Origin of the sequence: Streptomyces sp. NBC_00878, from assembly GCF_026341515.1 — a bacterium.
Taxonomy (GTDB): domain Bacteria; phylum Actinomycetota; class Actinomycetes; order Streptomycetales; family Streptomycetaceae; genus Streptomyces.
The window spans coordinates 5,355,772-5,375,407 of sequence record NZ_JAPEOK010000001.1; the positions used below are offsets into that span (position 1 = coordinate 5,355,772).

Annotated in this window: 16 protein-coding genes; 10 read left to right on the forward strand and 6 right to left on the reverse strand. The window is 68.0% G+C overall.

Annotated elements, in window-relative coordinates:
* The first annotated feature begins 10 nt into the window (after positions 1-10).
* From OHA11_RS23005 to OHA11_RS23015, 3 genes are all read left to right on the forward strand, one after another.
* Entirely contained in the window at positions 11-1,093 is a 1,083-nt protein-coding gene (locus tag OHA11_RS23005) for an inositol-3-phosphate synthase (RefSeq protein WP_266499201.1), read from the forward strand.
* Between the two features lie 78 nt (positions 1,094-1,171).
* Positions 1,172-2,437 carry an MFS transporter gene (locus OHA11_RS23010; RefSeq protein WP_266499203.1) on the forward strand — a complete coding sequence of 422 codons (1,266 nt, stop codon included), beginning with the start codon at positions 1,172-1,174 and terminating at the stop codon, positions 2,435-2,437.
* 115 nt (positions 2,438-2,552) lie between these two features.
* Entirely contained in the window at positions 2,553-3,053 is a 501-nt protein-coding gene (locus tag OHA11_RS23015; protein WP_266499205.1) for a hypothetical protein, read from the forward strand.
* Between the two features lie 113 nt (positions 3,054-3,166).
* Here OHA11_RS23015 and OHA11_RS23020 read toward each other — a convergent pair whose 3' ends face one another.
* Positions 3,167-4,633, reverse strand: coding sequence for a CCA tRNA nucleotidyltransferase (locus OHA11_RS23020; protein WP_266499207.1), 1,467 nt, complete (start codon positions 4,631-4,633; stop codon positions 3,167-3,169).
* 235 nt (positions 4,634-4,868) lie between these two features.
* Between OHA11_RS23020 and OHA11_RS23025 the strand changes: the two genes are divergently transcribed.
* The 7 genes from OHA11_RS23025 (at position 4,869) to trxA (ending at position 14,641) form a co-directional block, all read left to right on the forward strand.
* Positions 4,869-7,247, forward strand: coding sequence for a DUF6049 family protein (locus tag OHA11_RS23025; RefSeq protein WP_266499210.1), 2,379 nt, complete (start codon positions 4,869-4,871; stop codon positions 7,245-7,247).
* A 46-nt stretch (positions 7,248-7,293) separates the two neighbouring features.
* Positions 7,294-9,567 carry a murein biosynthesis integral membrane protein MurJ gene (gene murJ / locus OHA11_RS23030; protein WP_266499212.1) on the forward strand — a complete coding sequence of 758 codons (2,274 nt, stop codon included), beginning with the start codon at positions 7,294-7,296 and terminating at the stop codon, positions 9,565-9,567.
* A 118-nt stretch (positions 9,568-9,685) separates the two neighbouring features.
* A complete protein-coding gene (locus OHA11_RS23035; RefSeq protein ID WP_266499215.1) occupies positions 9,686-11,413 on the forward strand; it encodes a protein kinase family protein in 1,728 nt (575 codons plus the stop codon).
* A gap of 26 nt (positions 11,414-11,439) precedes the next feature.
* Positions 11,440-12,153: an RNA polymerase sigma factor SigM gene (sigM, locus tag OHA11_RS23040; protein ID WP_266499216.1), complete on the forward strand. Its 714-nt coding sequence runs from the start codon at positions 11,440-11,442 to the stop codon at positions 12,151-12,153.
* The gene (locus OHA11_RS23045) at positions 12,150-13,097 is read left to right on the forward strand and encodes an anti-sigma factor (RefSeq protein WP_266499219.1); all 948 of its coding nucleotides are present in this window, start codon (positions 12,150-12,152) and stop codon (positions 13,095-13,097) included. Before sigM ends, OHA11_RS23045 begins: the two co-directional genes overlap by 4 nt.
* Positions 13,098-13,292: 195 nt before the next feature.
* Positions 13,293-14,264, forward strand: coding sequence for a thioredoxin-disulfide reductase (gene trxB / locus OHA11_RS23050; RefSeq protein ID WP_266499221.1), 972 nt, complete (start codon positions 13,293-13,295; stop codon positions 14,262-14,264).
* Between the two features lie 44 nt (positions 14,265-14,308).
* Positions 14,309-14,641 carry a thioredoxin gene (gene trxA / locus OHA11_RS23055; protein WP_266499223.1) on the forward strand — a complete coding sequence of 111 codons (333 nt, stop codon included), beginning with the start codon at positions 14,309-14,311 and terminating at the stop codon, positions 14,639-14,641.
* Positions 14,642-14,768: 127 nt separating this feature from the next.
* On the opposite strand, the gene OHA11_RS23060 is transcribed toward trxA, so the two are convergent.
* From OHA11_RS23060 to OHA11_RS23080, 5 genes are all read right to left on the reverse strand, one after another.
* Entirely contained in the window at positions 14,769-15,386 is a 618-nt protein-coding gene (locus OHA11_RS23060) for a GNAT family N-acetyltransferase (RefSeq protein ID WP_266499224.1), read from the reverse strand.
* Positions 15,387-15,717: 331 nt separating this feature from the next.
* Complete coding sequence (locus OHA11_RS23065) at positions 15,718-16,821, reverse strand: ParB/RepB/Spo0J family partition protein (RefSeq protein WP_266499225.1); 1,104 nt, start codon at positions 16,819-16,821, stop codon at positions 15,718-15,720.
* Complete coding sequence (locus OHA11_RS23070) at positions 16,818-17,891, reverse strand: ParA family protein (RefSeq protein WP_323186775.1); 1,074 nt, start codon at positions 17,889-17,891, stop codon at positions 16,818-16,820. The genes OHA11_RS23065 and OHA11_RS23070 overlap by 4 nt, the downstream gene beginning before the upstream one ends.
* 376 nt (positions 17,892-18,267) lie before the next feature.
* Positions 18,268-18,984, reverse strand: coding sequence for a 16S rRNA (guanine(527)-N(7))-methyltransferase RsmG (rsmG, locus tag OHA11_RS23075; protein WP_266499227.1), 717 nt, complete (start codon positions 18,982-18,984; stop codon positions 18,268-18,270).
* Positions 18,985-19,121: 137 nt separating this feature from the next.
* The gene (locus tag OHA11_RS23080) at positions 19,122-19,634 is read right to left on the reverse strand and encodes a R3H domain-containing nucleic acid-binding protein (RefSeq protein ID WP_266499229.1); all 513 of its coding nucleotides are present in this window, start codon (positions 19,632-19,634) and stop codon (positions 19,122-19,124) included.
* Between the last annotated feature and the right edge of the window lie 2 nt (positions 19,635-19,636).

A 19,636-nucleotide genomic window follows, 5' to 3' on the forward strand; every position in this document is an offset into this window, starting at 1 on the left:
AGCAACCGGAATGGGTTCGGTTCGCGTAGCCATCGTCGGCGTGGGCAACTGCGCCGCCTCGTTGGTGCAGGGAGTCGAGTACTACAAGGACGCCGACGCGGCGTCCAAGGTGCCCGGCCTGATGCACGTCCAGTTCGGCGACTACCACGTGGGTGACGTCGAATTCGTCGCCGCCTTCGACGTCGACGCGAAGAAGGTCGGCCTCGACCTCTCGGACGCCATCGGTGCCAGCGAGAACAACACCATCAAGATCTGCGACGTCCCGAACAAGGGCGTCACGGTCCAGCGCGGCCACACCTACGACGGTCTCGGCAAGTACTACCGCGAGACCATCGAGGAGTCCGCCGAGGCCCCGGTCGATATCGTCCAGATCCTCAAGGACAGGCAGGTAGACGTCCTCGTCTGCTATCTGCCCGTCGGTTCCGAGGACGCGGCGAAGTTCTACGCCCAGGCCGCCATCGACGCCAAGGTCGCCTTCGTCAACGCCCTTCCGGTCTTCATCGCCGGCACCAAGGAGTGGGCGGACAAGTTCACCGAGGCGGGTGTCCCGATCGTCGGCGACGACATCAAGTCGCAGGTCGGCGCCACGATCACGCATCGCGTGATGGCGAAACTGTTCGAGGACCGCGGTGTCCGTCTCGAGCGCACGATGCAACTCAACGTCGGCGGCAACATGGACTTCAAGAACATGCTGGAGCGCGACCGCCTGGAGTCCAAGAAGATCTCGAAGACGCAGGCCGTGACCTCGCAGATCCCCGACCGCGACATGGGTGCGAAGAACGTCCACATCGGTCCCTCGGACTACGTGGCCTGGCTCGACGACCGCAAGTGGGCGTACGTCCGCCTCGAGGGCCGCGCCTTCGGCGACGTCCCGCTGAACCTGGAGTACAAGCTGGAGGTCTGGGACTCCCCGAACTCCGCGGGTGTCATCATCGACGCCCTGCGTGCCGCGAAGATCGCCAAGGACCGTGGCATCGGCGGCCCGATCCTCTCCGCGTCGAGCTACTTCATGAAGTCGCCGCCGGTCCAGTACTTCGACGACGAGGCCTACGACAACGTCGAGAAGTTCATCAAGGGCGAGGTCGAGCGCTAAAACGCTTGATGTACAGCTCTGTTGAGGGTCCCCGGGTCGCAAGCCCGGGGACCCTCCTCGTATGTGAGGCTGAGCCCCATGGCTGTCGTGCGTGACCTGCGCGTCCTCCTGCGCTTCGAGAACTTCCGGCGTCTGCTCGCCGTCCGGCTGCTGTCGCAGGGAGCCGACGGCGTCTATCAGGTCGCGCTCGCCACGTACGTCGTCTTCTCACCGGAGAAGCAGACCTCGGCAGCGGCCATCGCCTCGGCGATGGCGGTCCTCCTGCTCCCGTACTCCTTCGTCGGCCCTTTCGCGGGCGTCCTGCTGGACCGCTGGCGACGCCGCCAGGTCTTCCTGTACGGGAACCTGCTGCGAGCGTCGCTGGCCGCCCTGACGGCCGTCCTGATGCTGAGCGGCGTGCCGGACTGGCTCTTCTACGCGTCCGCGCTGTGTGTGACCGCGGTCAACCGGTTCGTCCTGGCGGGCCTGTCCGCGGCGCTGCCCCGCGTCGTCGACTCCGAGCGCCTGGTGATGGCCAACTCCCTGTCGCCCACGGCCGGAACACTCGCGGCGACCGTCGGGGGCGGTCTCGCCTTCGTCGTACGCCTCGTCGCCTCCGACTCCGACGCGGCGGTGGTCCTCGTCGGAGCGGTCCTCTACGTGTGCTCCGCGCTCGCGTCGCTGCGCCTGGCACCGGAACTTCTGGGCCCCGACCGGGAGTTGGTGCAGCCACGGCTGAAGGCGGCGCTGCTCGGCACAGCGCGCGGCCTGACGGCAGGCGTACGCCATCTGGCCGCGCCCGCACGTCGGGAGGCCGCCTGGGCGCTGGTCGCGATGACGCTGATGCGGTTCTGCTACGGCGCACTGACAGTCATGGTGCTGATGCTCTGCCGGTACGCCTGGTCGTCGGGCTCGGACGACGACGGGCTCGCCCTCCTCGGCCTGGCCGTGGGGATCTCCGGAGCGGGCTTCTTCGCCGCGGCGGTAGTGACCCCGGCGGCGGTCGGCCGGCTCGGGCCCAGCGGCTGGATCATCGCCTGTGCCGGATCCGCCGCGGTCCTGGAGCCCGCGCTCGGCCTGCCGTTCGCGGAAGTCCCCATACTGGTCGCGGCCTTCGTTCTCGGTCTGACCACCCAGGGCGCGAAGATCGCCACGGACACCGTGGTGCAGTCGTCCGTCGACGACGGCTTCCGTGGCCGGATCTTCGCCGTCTACGACGTGCTGTTCAATGTCGCCTTCGTCGGAGCCGCCGCGGTGGCCGCTCTGATGCTGCCTCCCGATGGCCGATCCGTCCCGCTGGTGGTCACGGTGGCCGTTATCTACGGGGCAGTTGCTGCAACTATGGCCCGCTTTGCGCGGCAGTAAGTGTCACATCAATGCCACAGAGCCTCTTCGCTCTACAGAGTTGTCAGTGGCGGCCGGTAGCTTACGTGCGTCCAATTCGCGCCACGCGCTCCAATGTTCGAGGGGGACCCCCAAAGTGACTACTCCGCCGCCCCAAGGCCAGAACCCGTTCGCGCAGGGGCAGCCGCCCCAGGGCCAAAACCCTTATGGGCAGCCGCCGAGCGGGAACCCGTACGGCCAGCCGCAGCCCGGGGATCCCCAGCAGTCTCCGTACTTCAATCAGGGTGCGCCGGTTCCGCCGCCGCCCGCTCCGTCGCGTGGCGGCTTCAAGAAATACCTGCGGTTCATCATCCCCATAGCCGCGCTGTCCATCGCTGCCGGTGCCTATTTCCTCGGCGGCGACGACGCCACGAAGCTCAAGGCCGGCGACTGCCTGCGGAACACGGGCTCCGACTCCAACGCCACGGTCGAGAAGCTCGACTGCGGCGATTCGAAGGCCACCCACAAGGTTCTGGCGAAGAAGGACGGTTCCACGCTGGCGCAGCTTGCATGCCAGTCCATCCAGGGCACCACCGCTGCTCTCTCCTGGAAGGAAGGGTCCGACTCCTTCGTTCTCTGTCTGGCAGACAACAAGTAGGACCTCACGCGCACACGAGGGGCGGTGTTTCACGTGAAACACCGCCCCTCGGCATCTCCGGCTCCACGAGAGCAGGTCATGTTTCACGTGAAACATGACCCCGTCGCGCGTCCTCAGTTCTGCGCGGCCCACCATTCCTTGAGCGCCGATACCGCTGCGTCGTACTCCATCGGTCCGTTCTCCAGACGCAGTTCCAGCAGGAACTTGTAAGCCTGCCCGATGGCCGGGCCGGGCCCGACACCCAGGATCTCCATGATCTGGTTGCCGTCGAGGTCGGGTCGGATCGCGTCCAGTTCCTCCTGCCCCTGAAGCTGCGCGATGCGCTCCTCCAGGCCGTCGTACGCGCTGGAGAGCGCGGCAGCTTTGCGCTTGTTGCGCGTCGTGCAGTCGGAGCGGGTCAGCTTGTGGAGGCGGTCGAGGAGCGGACCCGCATCACGCACGTACCTCCGGACCGCGGAGTCCGTCCACTCCCCGGTGCCGTAGCCGTGGAAACGCAGGTGCAACTCGACCAGACGCGAGACGTCCTTCACGAGGTCGTTGGAGTACTTGAGCGCCGTCATACGCTTCTTGGTCATCTTGGCGCCCACCACCTCGTGGTGGTGGAAGGAGACCCGGCCGTCGTTCTCGAAACGACGCGTCCGCGGCTTGCCGATGTCATGGAACAGCGCTGCCAGACGCAGGGTGAGGTCAGGACCGTCCGTCTCCAGCGCCATCGCCTGCTCCAGGACGATCAGAGTGTGGTCGTAGACGTCCTTGTGCCGATGGTGCTCATCCCGCTCCAGACGCAGGGCGGGCAGCTCGGGCAGCACCCGGTCGGCGAGCCCTGTGTCGACGAGCAGCGTCAGCCCCTTGCGCGGGTGCGCGGACAGGACCAGCTTGTTCACCTCGTCACGCACCCGCTCGGCGGAGACGATCTCGATGCGCTCGGCCATGGCCTTCATCGCCGCAACGACCTCCGGCGCCACCTCGAAGTCGAGCTGCGCCGCGAACCGCGCGGCCCGCATCATCCGCAGGGGGTCGTCGGAGAAGGAGGCCTCGGGGGTGCCCGGAGTCTGCAGCACGCTCGCGGCAAGATCGTCGAGCCCGCCGTGCGGATCGATGAACGCCTTCTCGGGGAGCGCCACGGCCATCGCGTTCACTGTGAAGTCACGGCGCACCAGGTCTTCCTCGATGGAGTCGCCGTACGAGACCTCGGGCTTGCGCGAGGCACGGTCGTATGCCTCCGAGCGATACGTCGTCACCTCGATGTCAAAGCGCTGGCTGACGTCTCCGACGCGGGCCTCCTTCTGCGCACCGACCGTGCCGAAGGCGATCCCGACCTCCCACACCGCGTCCGCCCAGGGCCTCATGATCTTCAGTACGTCGTCGGGCCGGGCGTCGGTCGTGAAGTCCAGGTCGTTGCCGAGCCGGCCGAGGAGGGCATCCCGGACCGAGCCGCCGACCAGGGCGAGGGAGAACCCGGCCTCGTGGAAACGGCGGGCGAGATCATCGGCGACGGGGGACACCCGCAGCAGTTCACTCACCGCGCGGCTCTGCACCTGATTCAGGGACCTGGGATTGTCTTCGTTGGCATTCGGCACAACAGAAAAGGGTACGTGGCCCGGACGCCCGCATGCGCCTCCATTAAACGTGCACAGATACCTTCCCCCACCCCTCTGAAGGGCTCACTAGAGATACGTGGACATAATGGGACAGTGCCGTCTCCCCCCCCGATCTTGTGGACCGGACCGCGGCACTTACCCTCAGCGCGCATCGTTACCATGCGTGGACGCACATTCCGACGACCACTGACGACGACGAGGGACGGGCGAGCGCGTGGCCGAGGCGGCAGACTTCCAGGGGACGAGTCCCTCACCTGCCCGCCGCTGGCTGCGGCGCACCGGGGCTCTGCTCGCCGGCGCGCCCCTGCTGGCCGGCCTCTGCCAGCTGCCCGTGTCGCCGTCCGCGTACGCCGCCGAGCGCAGCGCCGCGGCGGAGGTTTCCGGTTCCCGTACGGTCGACGTCTCCCTGGACTCGCTGAGCCCCCGCGTGCCTTCCGACGGGGACACGCTCACCGTCTCCGGCAGGATCGTCAACAAGGGCAAGCAGACGATCACGGGCGCGCACGTCGGCCTGCGTGTGGGCCCCACGATGAACGGCCGCTCGGCGATCGACAACGTCGCGGCCGCCAATCCGTACGCGGGCACGAACGTCGGCGGCAAGTACGTGGCGGAATTCTCCAAGCTCGCGCCGGGTATCCCACAGACTTTCAGCATCTCCGTCCCCGTCGACAAGCTGCCCCTCGGGTCCGACGGCGTCTATCAGTTCGGTGTCACACTCACCGGCAGGACCCCCGCCGCGGCGTACGACCAGATCCTCGGTATCGAGCGGACCTTCCTGCCGTGGCAGCCCGAGGCGGCGGACACCAAGACCCGGACCACCTACCTCTGGCCGCTCATCTCCACCTCCCACATGACGGCCGAGACGGGGTCGAACGAGCAGCAGACCCCCGTCTTCGAGAACGACAGCCTGGCCGCTGAGATCGCCCCCGGCGGCCGCCTGCAGCAGCTCCTGGCGCTCGGCAAGAGCCTCGACGTCACCTGGGTCCTCGACCCGGATCTGCTGGCCTCCGTGGACGCGATGACCCGCAGCTACCGGGTCCAGGTGAACGGCTCCAGCGAAACGACCACGGCGGGCACCCACCAGGCGGTGGCCAAGCAGTGGCTCGCCGAGCTGGAGAACACGGTCGAGAACGAGGAAGTCGTCGCTCTTCCCTTCGCCGACCCGGACCTGGCGTCGCTGGCCCACAACGGAAAGACGGCCACCGGGACGCTCAGCCATCTCAAGGACGCGACCACCGTGGCCGCGACGACGGTGGAGTCGATCCTCCACGTGGTCCCCAGCACGGACTATGCCTGGCCCGCGAACGGCGCGATCGACCCCTCGATCGTCAAGGTCGCCACCTCGGCCGGGGCCGACACCGTGATCTCCCGCAGCGACAGCCTGAAGGAGACCGGAAGTCTGCCGTACACGCCTTCGGCGGCGCGACCGATCGGCGGCGGCACCACAGCGGTGGTCGCGGACGCCCGTCTGTCGACGGCGTTCCAGGGCGACATGACGGTGGCGAGCAACTCCACGCTCGCCGTGCAGAGGTTCCTCGCCCAGAGCCTGATGTTCGCGCTCCAGGTCCCGGACAAGCAGCGCAGTGTCGTGGTCGCTCCGCAGCGCATGCCGACCGCCAGCCAGGCCCAGGCAATGGCACAGGCGCTGACGGAGCTCCAGAACGGAAACTGGTCGCAGTCGGCGGACCTGTCCGCGGCCACCAAGGCCAAGCCTGACGCGGGGGCCACCACACGGGTCCCGTCGGCGTCCTCGTACCCCAAGTCACTGCGCAAGCAGGAGCTGCCGCAGACGGCCTTCGAGCAGATCGAGCGGACGCAGGGCAACCTCGACAGCTTCCAGGTGATCCTGGCGGACAAGTCCCGCGTGGTCACCCCCTTCGGACGGGCCATGGACCGGTCGATGTCCACGTCCTGGCGCGGCCGCACCACCGACGCGACGCTCTACCGCGACGGTGTGGAGGCGTACCTCACCCGGCTCACCGAGAGCGTCGGACTGATCAAGAAGTCCGAGGCGAAGCTGTCGGGCCGCAGCGCCACGATCCCCGTGACGGTGCAGAACAACCTCGTCCAGGGCGTCGACCGCCTGGTACTGCGCCTGACCTCGACCCAGCCGAGCCGCCTCAGCATCGGTGACGGCGCCTACGACGAGCAGCCGGTCGCGGTCTCGGGCGGGCACAGCCAGTCGGTGAAGTTCACCACCAACGCTCATGCGAACGGCCGGGCGGGGGTCGTCGCCCAGCTCTACACGGAGGACGGCCAGAAGTACGGCCCCGCCGTCTCCTTCGATGTGAAGGTCACCGAGATCACCGCCACGGTGATGCTGGTCATCGCCGGTGGTGTCCTGTTGCTCGTACTCGCCGGATTCCGGATGTACACGCAGCGCAAGCGCGCCGCCCGCGAGGCCACACGGGAATCGGCGAACGTCCACGGGGACGACGAGGACGATGAAACTCCCGAGGCGTCCGAGGCCGAGTCGGGGGAACCCGAGCCGGAAAAGGGGGCACGGGAGCCGGAGCACCCGAGTGACCCTTCACCGGACACCGCACCGGAAATCACGGACCCGTCCGGCACGGGTGAGAGAGTGGACCGTTGAGCGATGTCGCGGCCGGTGGGCCCGGGGACGATGAGGTGGGGTAACCATGAACGCGCCGTACGACGGTGACCGCGGCCAGGGCGCGGGCGGCTCCGGCCACCCCGACGACCCGCCGCAGGGCCCGCCGGAACCCGGCGAGGTGCCTCCGCAGCCCGCACCCGACGTGTACTTCCAGGATGCCTACGCCCAGGATCCCTACCGGGCGCAGGACCTCTCCGCCCAGGACCCCGTCACCGAGGCCCTCTACGACCGCGCCGCTCATCCCCCGCCGCCGCCCGGCACCTACCAGCCGCAGCCCCCGCTCTACGCCCAGCCGCCCCAGTCTCCGTACGCCCCCGACCCGCGTGTCTGGGCGCAGACCCCGGCCCCCGAGCCAGAAGGCCCCACCCAGTACCTGCCGTACGGCGACGATCCCCGCACGACCCAGTTCGTAGGCGTGGACGACCTGGTGACCCAGGCCGGCGAGCAGCGCCACGAGCCGGACGCGTTCGCCCATCTCTTCCGGGATCAGCAGCAGGGCGCCGGGTATCCCCTCCAGGACCAGCAGGGCAGCGGATATCCGCCCGCGGGTCCGCCCGGCGTGCCCGCGCCGACACCCGCACCGGCTCCGGCTGCCGCCCCCCCGCCGCCGCCTCAGCCTGCCCCTGCGCCCGCGCCCGCGGCTGCGACTGCGGCCGCGAAGAAGTCCGGTGGGCGTGCGTCCGGTCTCCTGAAGTCGAGCGCGGTCATGGCGGCGGGCACCATGGTGTCCCGTCTCACCGGCTTCATCCGCTCCGCTCTGATCGTCGCGGCACTCGGCGTCGGCCTCCTCGGTGACACCTTCCAGGTCGCGTACCAGCTGCCGACGATGATCTACATCCTGACCGTCGGCGGCGGCCTCAACTCCGTCTTCGTACCTCAGCTGGTGCGCGCCATGAAGGACGACGAGGACGGTGGTGAGGCATTCGCCAACCGGCTGCTGACCCTCGTCGTCGTGGCTCTCGGCGCGCTCACCGCACTCGCGGTCTTCGCCGCTCCGCTCCTGGTCCGCATGCTCTCGGCACCCGTCGCGAGCGATCCGGCGGCCAACGACGTCGCCATCACGTTCGCCCGATACTTCCTGCCCACGATCTTCTTCATGGGCATCCACGTGGTGATGGGTCAGATCCTGAACGCACGCGGAAAGTTCGGCGCGATGATGTGGACCCCGGTCCTCAACAACGTCGTCATCATCGTGACGCTCGGCCTGTTCATCTGGGTGTACGGCACCGCGGAGAACTCCGGCATGAAGGCCGCGACCATCCCGCCGGAGGGCGAGCGGCTGCTCGGCATCGGTGTCCTGCTCGGCCTCGTCGTCCAAGCCCTCGCGATGATCCCGTACCTCCGCGAGACCGGATTCCGACTGCGGCTGCGCTTCGACTGGAAGGGCCACGGGCTCGGCAAGGCCGCGATGCTCGCCAAGTGGACGGTGCTCTTCGTCCTCGCCAACCAGGCGGGCGCGATCGTGGTGACCCAGCTGTCCACCGCGGCGGGCAAGGACTCACCGGTCGACGGCACCGGCTTCGCGGCCTACGCCAACGCCCAGCTCATCTGGGGCCTCCCGCAGGCCATCATCACGGTCTCCCTGATGGCCGCTCTGTTGCCGCGGCTCTCGCGTTCGGCCCACGAGGGCGACAGCGGCGCGGTCCGCGACGACATCTCCCAGGGGCTGCGCACGACCGCCGTGGCGATCGTGCCGATCTCCTTCGGCTTCGTCGCGCTCGGCATCCCGATGTGCACGCTGATTTTCGGCGCCTCCGGGGCCGGCGAAGCGACGAACATGGGCTACATGCTGATGGCCTTCGGCCTGGGCCTGATCCCGTACTCCGTGCAGTACGTCGTGTTGCGCGCCTTCTACGCGTACGAGGACACCCGGACGCCCTTCTACAACACGGTCATCGTGGCCGCCGTCAACGCCGGGGCCTCGGCGCTCTGCTTCTTCCTGCTGCCCCCTCGCTGGGCCGTGGCGGGCATGGCCGCGTCGTACGGTCTTGCCTACGCGATCGGCGTCGGGGTCGCGTGGCGCAGGCTGCGGAAACGGCTGGGCGGCGACCTGGACGGTGCCCGAGTCCTGCGTACGTACGCACGGCTCGGTATCGCGGCGGTGCCGGCCGCGCTGCTCAGCGGTGCGGCCTGCTACGGAATCGCCCGCACACTGGGACAGGGCGTCGGCGGCTCGTTCGCCTCCCTGCTCGGTGGTGGTGTCGTACTGCTCGGTGTCTTCTACGTCGCGGCACGGCGGATGCGTATCGAGGAGCTGAACGGAATGGTCGGCATGGTCCGCGGGCGCCTCGGGCGCTAAGACGGGAGTAGGCGCACAACCATCGTCCGCGACCGCGTGTCGTGCATAGGGACGGACTGTGGGCACAATTGGCTTTGGCGTCGGAGAGCACGCAATGGATGGGGAGGCAGGAACGACGGTGGCGGAACGGAGCACGGCTGCCGTCGACGTGGCAGACAACAGCGGCGACGAGCCGCTGACCGCGAAGGCGGACCAGTCCACGGCCGACGGGGTGGCCCAGAACCGGGAGCGGGACACGGACAGCTCGGAGAGCGAAGAGGAACAGGGGAGCGGGGGGAACGAGAGCCCTGGCAGGACCTCGCCGCCCGAGCTGCACAGCGGACACAAACTCGCCAGACGCTACCGCCTGGAAGAGTGCGTCACCCGTCTGGACGGTTTCAGCAGTTGGCGTGCGGTGGACGAGAAACTCCGCCGCGCCGTTGGTGTGCACTTGCTGCCCGCCGACCATCCACGAGCGCGCTCCGTCCTGGCGGCGGCCCGTTCTTCCGCTCTCCTGGGTGATCCCCGGTTCGTCCAGGTCCTGGACGCGGTCGAGGAGAACGACCTTGTCTATGTGGTGCACGAATGGCTGCCGGATGCCACGGAGCTGACGCCTCTGCTGGCCGCCGGCCCTCTGGAGGTGCACGAGGCGTACCAGATGGTCAGCCAGGTCTCCCAGGCGATGGCCGCCGCACACCGCGAGGGGCTGGCGCATCTGAAGCTGACCCCTAGTGCCGTACTGCGCACCTCGTCCGGGCAGTGGCGCATCCGCGGCCTCGCCGTGAACGCCGCACTGCGCGGCATCAGCTCCGACACCCCGCAGCGCACCGACACAGAGGCGATCGGCGCGCTGCTGTACGCCGCGCTCACCCAGCGCTGGCCGTACGAGAACGATGCCTACGGCCTGTCAGGGCTGCCCAAGGGAGTGGGGCTCATCTCCCCCGACCAGGTACGGGCAGGCGTGCACCGGGGCCTCTCGGAGCTCGCGATGCGCGCGCTCGTCAACGACGGCGCGACCGCGTCCCGCCAGGAGCCTCCGTGCACCACTCCGGAGGAACTGGTGAAGGCGGTCGGCGAGATGCCCCGCATCCGGCCGCCGGAGCCCACGTTCACAGCACCGCCCGACTACCAGCGCACGACGTACCAGCAGGGCAGCTACGGCCGCTCCGGGGCCCACCCGGGCCCGACCCAGCCGGTACCGACTCCCCTGCCTCCGCTGCAGACCCGTACCGGCAAGGCACTCAAGTGGGCCGTGTCGGCTCTCTTGATCGCCGCGCTCGGCCTGGGCAGCTGGCAGCTGGCGGACGCCCTCATGGACCGCGGGAAGTCCGACGACACGGGCAACACCCAGCCGACGGACGACAACGACAAGAACGGCGACGAGGCCAAGCCGGCCAAGCCGATCACCATCGAGGGCGCCGAGGAGTACGTCGCGAAGGGTTCTGCCCAGGCTGCTGGGGACGTTGCCAAGACATACGACGGCGACAGCTCGACGTACTGGCGGAGCAAGAGCTTCGTGGACGGTCCGGCGATGAACCCGGCCTTCAAGCCGGGTGTCGGCATCGTCTACGACCTCGGCTCGCAGAAGGAGATCTCAGCCGCTTCCATAGGGCTCCGGTTCGCCGGTGACCACACGACGGTCACGCTGTATGCGACGGACTCGATGAGTTCCTCGACGTCGCTGAGCTCCATGCAGAAGATCGGGACTCTGACCACGAGCGAGACCACCGCGAAGGTGAAGGTCGACAAGAAAGTGAAGACCCAGTACGTGCTGGTGTGGTTCACTGCGCTGCCGTACGCACCTGGCGACCAGTTCAGCGACGCCGGTTACAAGCAGGCCATCACCGACGTGAAGTTCACTGGCTGAGCACTCACCGAGGGGGAGGGGGTTCGATGGCGGACGGCGCCGGATTCAGCGAAGTGAGCGATCAGGACCTCCTCGCCCGTCATGTGGAGGGCGATCCCGACGCCTTCGGCGAGATCGTGCGGCGTCACCGTGATCGGCTCTGGGCGGTGGCGCTGCGGACGCTGGGCGACCGCGAGGAGGCCGCTGACGCCGTCCAGGACGCCCTCGTCTCCGCCTACCGGGCCGCCCACACCTTCCGTGGCCAGTCGGCCGTCACAACGTGGCTGCACCGGATCACGGTGAACGCCTGCCTGGACCGCGCGCGCAAGGCGGCCTCCAGGAAGACGTCCCCCGTGGACGACACGGAACGGCTCGAACAGCTCCTGGAGCCGCACGAGTCCGCCTCCGCTCCCGCCGAGCGCAACGATCTGCACCGTGAACTGCTGCAGGCCCTGGGCACCCTGCCCCCCGACCAGCGGGCCGCCCTTGTCCTGGTGGACATGCAGGGCTACCCCGTGGCGGAGGCCGCCAGCCTGCTCGATGTGCCCACCGGCACGGTGAAGAGCCGCTGTGCGCGTGGCAGAGCCAGACTTCTCCCGCTGCTGAAACACCTGCGTACGGACAGCGGGAGCGACAGATCGAGCAAGAAGTCGGGTGAGGTACGGAACCGTACGCAGGGGGCATCCGTCCCACCCGCAGCGGGAGAACACGATGGACCAAGCGATTCAGCTGCTGTGAAGGGCGGAGGTGGGCGAGCGTGACATCCACGACCGACACGGCCGGGCACCCGGACGTCGAGGAGATCTCCGACCTCACCGAAGGTCTGCTCCCGCCCTCTCGCACGGCGGACGTGCGACAGCATCTGGACGACTGCGCACTCTGCGCCGACGTGTACGACTCGCTGGAGGAGATCCGCGGCATGCTCGGCACGCTGCCGGGCCCGCTCCGCATGCCCGACGACGTCGCGGGGCGTATCGACGCCGCTCTCGCCGCTGAGGCCCTGCTGAATGCCACGGCTCCCGCAGGCGACGCCACAGGCACCCTCGCGTCCGGGGACGCCTCACGTCCACTGTCCGACGAAGACGACAGCGACAGCGACAGCAGGCATGTTTCACGTGAAACATCGACCACGGCAGACCGCCCCGCAGGACGCCCCCGCGCCGCCACTGGCCCGGGCCGCACGAACCGCACGCGTCGCGGACGCCGCAGGACCGCAGTCCTGAGCGTCATGTTCACGGCCGCCGCGCTGGGACTCGGTGGACTGCTGCTCCAGACGCTCGGCAGCGACGGCTCGGACAATGACCCCCCGTCGGCGTCCGAGAATCAGACCGACTCCGCGAACACCTTCGCTGAGGGGAAGCTCAAGGGTCAGGTCGCCGATCTCCTCGACAAGGCCGACAAGAAGAAGGACGGCGGCCCGCGCACCTCGAATCCTTACGGCACCCAGTCCACGGACGAGCCGCGCATCCTGAACACGCCGTCCGCCTCGGTTCCTGATTGCGTCAAGCTCGGCATCGGCCGGGACGCGGAACCGCTCGCCTTCAAGGAAGGTTCCTACGAAGGCACGGATGCATATCTCGTGGTCCTGCCCGACGCCTCCGACACCACACGGGTCACGGCCTACGTCGTCGACTCCACCTGTGTGGACAAGCCGTCGATCACCGCCGGCAAGGTCCTGCTGACGCACTCCTACCCGCAGAGCTGACCGAGCCCGGCTCTGCCGGGGACCATCCTGAGCACCCCTGTGCCATCCGTGGCGTCGTCGCGCGGTGACGCCGTCTTCGTGTGCCCGGACACAGTGGGAATGCGCGCCCCTTAGGATCCGTTGGGTGGGGTGAGAGTTCTGAGAGAGGCTCCCACCGGTCGTACGAAGCAGTCTCCAGAGACGAGGAATCAAGCCGTGAGCGACGTCCGTAACGTGATCATCATCGGCTCCGGGCCCGCCGGCTACACGGCGGCGCTCTACACTGCGCGCGCGTCGCTTAAGCCGCTGGTGTTCGAGGGCGCCGTCACCGCAGGCGGTGCGCTGATGACCACCACTGAGGTGGAGAACTTCCCCGGCTTCCAGGACGGCATCATGGGCCCCGAGCTCATGGACAACATGCGTGCGCAGTCCGAGCGCTTCGGTGCCGAGCTGGTGCCGGACGACATCATCGCGGTCGACCTCAGCGGTGAGATCAAGACCGTCACCGACACTGCGGGCACCGTGCACCGGGCGAAGGCGATCATCGTCGCCACGGGCTCGCAGCACCGCAAGCTGGGTCTGCCCAAGGAAGACGCCCTCTCCGGGCGCGGTGTCTCCTGGTGCGCGACCTGCGACGGCTTCTTCTTCAAGGACCAGGACATCGCCGTGATCGGCGGCGGCGACACCGCCATGGAGGAAGCCACCTTCCTCTCCCGGTTCGCCAAGTCCGTGACGATCGTCCACCGCCGCGACACCCTGCGCGCCTCCAAGGCGATGCAGGAGCGTGCCTTCGCGGACCCGAAGATCAAGTTCGTCTGGGACAGCGAGGTCGCCGAGATCCAGGGCGATCAGAAGCTCTCCGGTCTACAGCTGCGGAACCTGAAGACCGGCGAGACGTCCGAGCTGCCCGTCACCGGACTGTTCATCGCGATCGGCCACGACCCGCGCACCGAGCTCTTCAAGGGTCAGCTCGACCTCGACGGGGAGGGCTACCTCAGGGTCGAGGCACCCTCGACCCAGACGAACCTGACGGGTGTCTTCGGCGCCGGCGACGTCGTCGACCACACCTACCGCCAGGCGATCACCGCGGCCGGCACCGGCTGCTCCGCTGCTCTGGACGCCGAGCGCTTCCTCTCCGCCCTCGCGGACGGCGAGGCTGCCGCGGAGCCCGCAAAGACCACTGTCTGACCCTCCATCCCGCCCCACCGCACCAACCAGTTAAGGAGCCCGCCGTGGCCGGCACCCTCAAGCACGTGACCGACGATTCCTTCGAGCAGGACGTCCTCAAGAGCGACAAGCCCGTCCTGGTGGACTTCTGGGCCGCCTGGTGCGGTCCGTGCCGTCAGATCGCTCCGTCCCTCGAAGCGATCGCCGCCGAGTACGGCGACAAGATCGAGGTCGTCAAGCTCAACATCGACGAGAACCCGGGTACGGCTGCCAAGTACGGCGTCATGTCCATCCCGACCCTGAACGTGTACCAGGACGGTGAGGTCGCCAAGACCATCGTCGGTGCGAAGCCGAAGGCCGCGATCGTGCGGGACCTTGAGGACTTCATCGCCGAGTAGATCGGCAGGCCGCCCACCCAGGCGGCGATGTTTCACGTGAAACACGTATGGGCCAACCCGGACGGGTTGGCCCATACGCATGTATGGCCGATGACTCAGGCGCCTCTCCAACGGACGCAGGAGCGACCTAGAGCGGACGCAGCACCGGCTCCTTCTGTACCGCCCCGAGCAGTCGGTCGAGCGCCAGCTCCACGTCTTCCTTCCACGAGAGTGTCGTCCGCAGTTCCAGACGCAGTCGCGGGTATGTCGGGTGCGGCCGGACCGTCTTGAATCCCACGGCCAGGAGATGGTCGGCGGGCAGCACGCAGGCCGGCTCCTTCCAGCGAGCGTCCCCGAAGGCCTCGATCGCCTTGAAGCCCCGCCTGAGCAGATCCTTGGCAACCGTCTGCACCATCACACGCCCAAGCCCCTGCCCCTGAAAGCCAGGCATGATGAAAGCCGTCATCAGCTGAACCGCGTCAGGGGAGACCGGACTGGTGGGGAAGGCCGTCGAACGCGGCACATAGGCGGGCGGCGCGTACAGCACGAAGCCCGCCGGTACGTCGTCCACATAGACGACCCGGCCGCAGGATCCCCATTCGAGCAGGACGGCGGAGATCCACGCCTCTTTCTCCAGCTCGGGTGTTCCTGCCTTTACCGCGGCCTGACCGCTGACTGGGTCCAACTCCCAGAAGACACAGGCGCGACAGCGCTTGGGAAGGTCCTGGAGGTTGTCCAGCGTGAGCGGTACGAGCCGACGCCCCATGAAGGCAGTTCCTCGCTTCCTTCGCCCGCAGCGTCGCGGGCGGCTGTCAGAGCGCTCCGTTCCCTGAGCAGGCTGCCGACGAACCCGCCGACCGCGCCGAGCCCCAAGCCCGCGCTCACCAATCCGGTGCGGCTCACCGTTCGCATGGCCCCTCGCCTCCCCATAGAAGGTGCTGCCAGGTGGATGCGCCATACCCGAACGCATCGTATCCACGATGCGATTCCATCGATACCGCCAGAAAGCAAAGAGCGGGCCGTGTTCCGGTACACACCGGACACGACCCGCTCCACTGATCGCAAGGGTCGCACGGTCAAACCGACCGACCCAGACCTCAGGCTTCCGAATCCTCGGAGTCGTCGTCCAGGAGGCTCTTCTGCAGAACCGGTCCCTCGCCCGGGGCGAGCGCACCGAGGATCCGCTCAAGATCGTCTATCGAGGCGAACTCGACGGTGATCTTGCCCTTCTTCTGACCGAGGTCGACCTTCACCCGAGTCTCGAAGCGGTCCGAGAGACGGGTCGCAAGGTCACTCAGCGCGGGAGAGACCCGAGTGCCGGCCCGAGGCCCCTTGGAGCGTGAGGCCGACTGCGGCCGCGAGCCCATGAGCGTGACGATTTCCTCGACAGCTCGCACCGAGAGGCCCTCGGCCACGATCCGGTGAGCCAGTCGATCCTGCTCCTCCGAGTCGTCGACGGAAAGCAGGGCTCGCGCATGTCCGGCGGAGAGCACCCCTGCTGCGACTCGCCGCTGAACCGACGGCGACAGCCTCAGCAGACGCAGAGTGTTGGAGACCTGAGGGCGCGACCGGCCGATCCGGTCAGCCAGCTGATCGTGCGTGCAGTTGAAGTCCTTGAGCAGCTGATCGTAGGCGGCAGCCTCTTCCAGCGGGTTCAGCTGAGCACGGTGCAGGTTCTCCAGGAGCGCGTCCAGGAGAAGCTTCTCGTCCTCCGTGGCCCGCACGATCGCCGGAATGGCCTCAAGCCCCGCCTCACGGCAGGCCCGCCAGCGCCGCTCGCCCATGATGAGCTCGTACTGCGCCGGACCCAGCTGCCGTACGACGACCGGCTGGAGAAGGCCGACCTCCTTGATGGAGGTGACAAGTTCCGCGAGAGCGTCCTCGTCGAACACCTCACGGGGCTGGCGCGGGTTCGGGGTGATGGAGTCGAGAGGCAGCTCGGCGAAGTACGCGCCGACGGGTGCCGACGGAGCCTCCCCGAACACGCTCGCCGACGGCTCATCCGTTTCATGTGAAACCTGGGCAGGCGGAAGCGTGGCCACCTTGGCCGCCGCCACCCCGCGCTCCGCGGTGAGCACGGGCACGACTCCCGGCGATGTGGACGATCCGCCCACCGCCGGTGGTGCCGCCTTCTCTCCTGTAGGTGCAGCCGGGATCAGTGCGCCGAGACCACGGCCCAACCCCCTCCGTCGCTCGCTCACTGGATCCCCTCCACCATGCTCTGTTCGTTGTGTGCGCCCATGTGGGCATGCTGCGCGTCGTACGCCACTCCGACTCCCCGCAGCGCGATCTCCCGCGCCGCCTCAAGGTAGGAGAGGGCACCGCTCGACCCCGGGTCGTAGGTCAGAACCGTCTGACCGTAGCTGGGGGCCTCGGAGATACGGACCGAGCGAGGAATGCTCGTCCGCAGCACCTCGTCGCCGAAGTGGTTGCGCACCTCGTCGGCGACTTGGGACGCGAGGCGGGTCCGGCCGTCGTACATGGTGAGCAGGATCGTCGATACATGCAGGTCGGGGTTGAGGTGCCCCCGCACCAGGTCGACGTTGCGCAGTAGCTGGCCCAGGCCCTCCAGCGCGTAGTACTCGCACTGAATCGGGATGAGAACCTCGGCACCGGCTACGAGAGCGTTGACCGTCAGGAGGCCCAGCGAGGGCGGGCAGTCGATGAGGATGTAGTCCAGCGGCTGCTCGTAAGCCTGGATCGCCCGCTCCAAGCGGCTCTCGCGTGCCACCAGGGACACCAGCTCGATCTCCGCACCGGCGAGATCGATCGTGGCAGGTGCGCAGAACAGCCCCTCGACATCGGGCACCGGCTGCACGACCTCGGAGAGTGGCTTGCTGTCGATCAGCACGTCGTAGATCGAAGGTACGTCGGCATGATGGTCAATGCCCAGCGCGGTGGAGGCATTGCCCTGAGGATCGAGGTCGACCACCAGGACGCGCCCGCCATGCAGAGCCAGCGAAGCGGCAAGATTGACCGTGGTCGTTGTCTTGCCCACCCCGCCCTTCTGGTTGGCTACCACCATCACACGCGTTTGCTCGGGCCGTGGCAGGCCCTCGCCGGCGCGGCCTAGAGCCTCCACCGCCAGTTGGGCAGCACGACCGATGGGAGTGTCGTCCATCGGGGGCGGTGTTTCACGTGAAACATCCTCCCCCATCGACTCGGTACGGGGACCGGGGACCGGATCGGTCATCGGTCCCGCGATGTTGGCGTCGGACCGCAAGGATTCACTCTCCTCGACTTCAGGCTCGCAATGAACAGAGCCTCCCATGCCTTCGGGGTCGTGAACCAGCGAGGCCCGTTGTTCTGTGGAGAAATCCACCTCTGTGGACAACTCCGTGCCCTCCGCGGGGGACGCACTGCCGCCAGGAGAGGGTCTTTTACCGAAGGATCCCCGGGATCCAAAAGGATTTCGGTCGCGGGGTTCGGCCGCGGCGCGACCGCGACTGATGATGCCGTGCAGCAGTGAGCGACGTTTCACGTGAAACACGATGCACAGCACGTGCGACCGCGGCCGTGCGACACTCCGGCATGTGTAGGTTTGGCAGCTTGTGTGGAGTACGTCTCGTCGTCAGGACGGATCAATCAACGAGCTCCGGCCCGACGACACATATCCCGAACGAGTCACCTTTCCCAGGCACCGGCGGTCAGCGACGCCGACGAGTCCGCCCCGTCCGGGCAGCCTTCGCCCGCTTGGCCGCAAAGCGCACACCACCGGGACTCTCCCCGACTTCGACCCTCACCACCGTGGCGAGGGGATCCACCACACCCTCACCGACGTGAAGCACGAAAGTCTCCACGGCGCCCAGCTTGCTCAGTGCGGCTCCGGCATTCTTGACCTCTTCCTCCGCGGTGTCGCCCTTGAGGAGGAGCATCTCGCCGTACGGGCGCAGCAGCGGGACGCCCCAGGCCGCGAGGCGGTCCAGCGGTGCCACGGCCCGCGCGGTCACCACGTGGACCGGAGGCAGCGTGCCAAGGACCTCCTCGGCACGCCCACGCACGACGGTGACATGGTCGAGACCAAGCAGCTCCACGACCTCGTTGAGGAAGTTCGTCCGCCGCAGCAAGGGCTCAAGAAGAGTGATCTTCAGGTCCGGGCGGACGAGGGCGAGCGGAATGCCCGGCAGGCCGGCCCCGGAACCGACGTCGCACACGGTCACGCTTTCGGGAACGACCTCCGAGAGCACCGCGCAGTTCAGCAGATGCCGTTCCCACAGGCGTGGCACTTCACGGGGGCCGATCAGACCCCGCTGGACTCCCGTGTCCGCCAGCAGTTCCGCGTACCGAACCGCGTCTGCGAAGCGATCGCCGAATACCGCCCGGGCCTGCTCGGGCGCAGGGGGAAGCTCCGCTGCCTCCGTCACGGGGAACCGTCCTTCCGTACCGCTTGAGCGCACTGCGCGCTGACTTCCAGGGCTATCAGGAACTATCGGGGACTATCAGGCTGACAAAGTTCGGCCCCGCCTGCGCGTACAGACGGGGCCGGAGAACGACTGCTGGATCAGGCGGGGAGCACGACGACGAAGCGCTGTGGCTCCTCGCCCTCGGACTCACTGCGCAGGCCCGCGGCCTTGACCGCGTCGTGCACCACCTTGCGCTCGAAGGGGGTCATCGGGTTCATCTTCACCGGCTCACCGGAGCTCCTGACCTCGGCCGCGGCCTTCGCGCCCAGCTCGGAGAGCTCCTCGCGCTTCTTGGCGCGGTAACCCGCGATGTCCAGCATCAGCCGGCTGCGGTCCCCGGTCTCCCGGTGCACGGCCAGCCGCGTGAGCTCCTGGAGGGCCTCCAGCACCTCACCGTCGCGGCCGACGAGCTTCTGCAGATCACGGCCGCTTGAGTCACTGATGATCGAGACCGCCGCGCGATCGGCCTCGACGTCCATGTCGATGTCGCCGTCGAGATCGGCGATGTCCAGCAGACCCTCGAGGTAGTCGGCCGCGATCTCGCCCTCCTGCTCCAGGCGGGTCAGGGTGTCGCCACCCTCAGGGGCAGCGGAGGTGGTGCCTTCCGTCACGG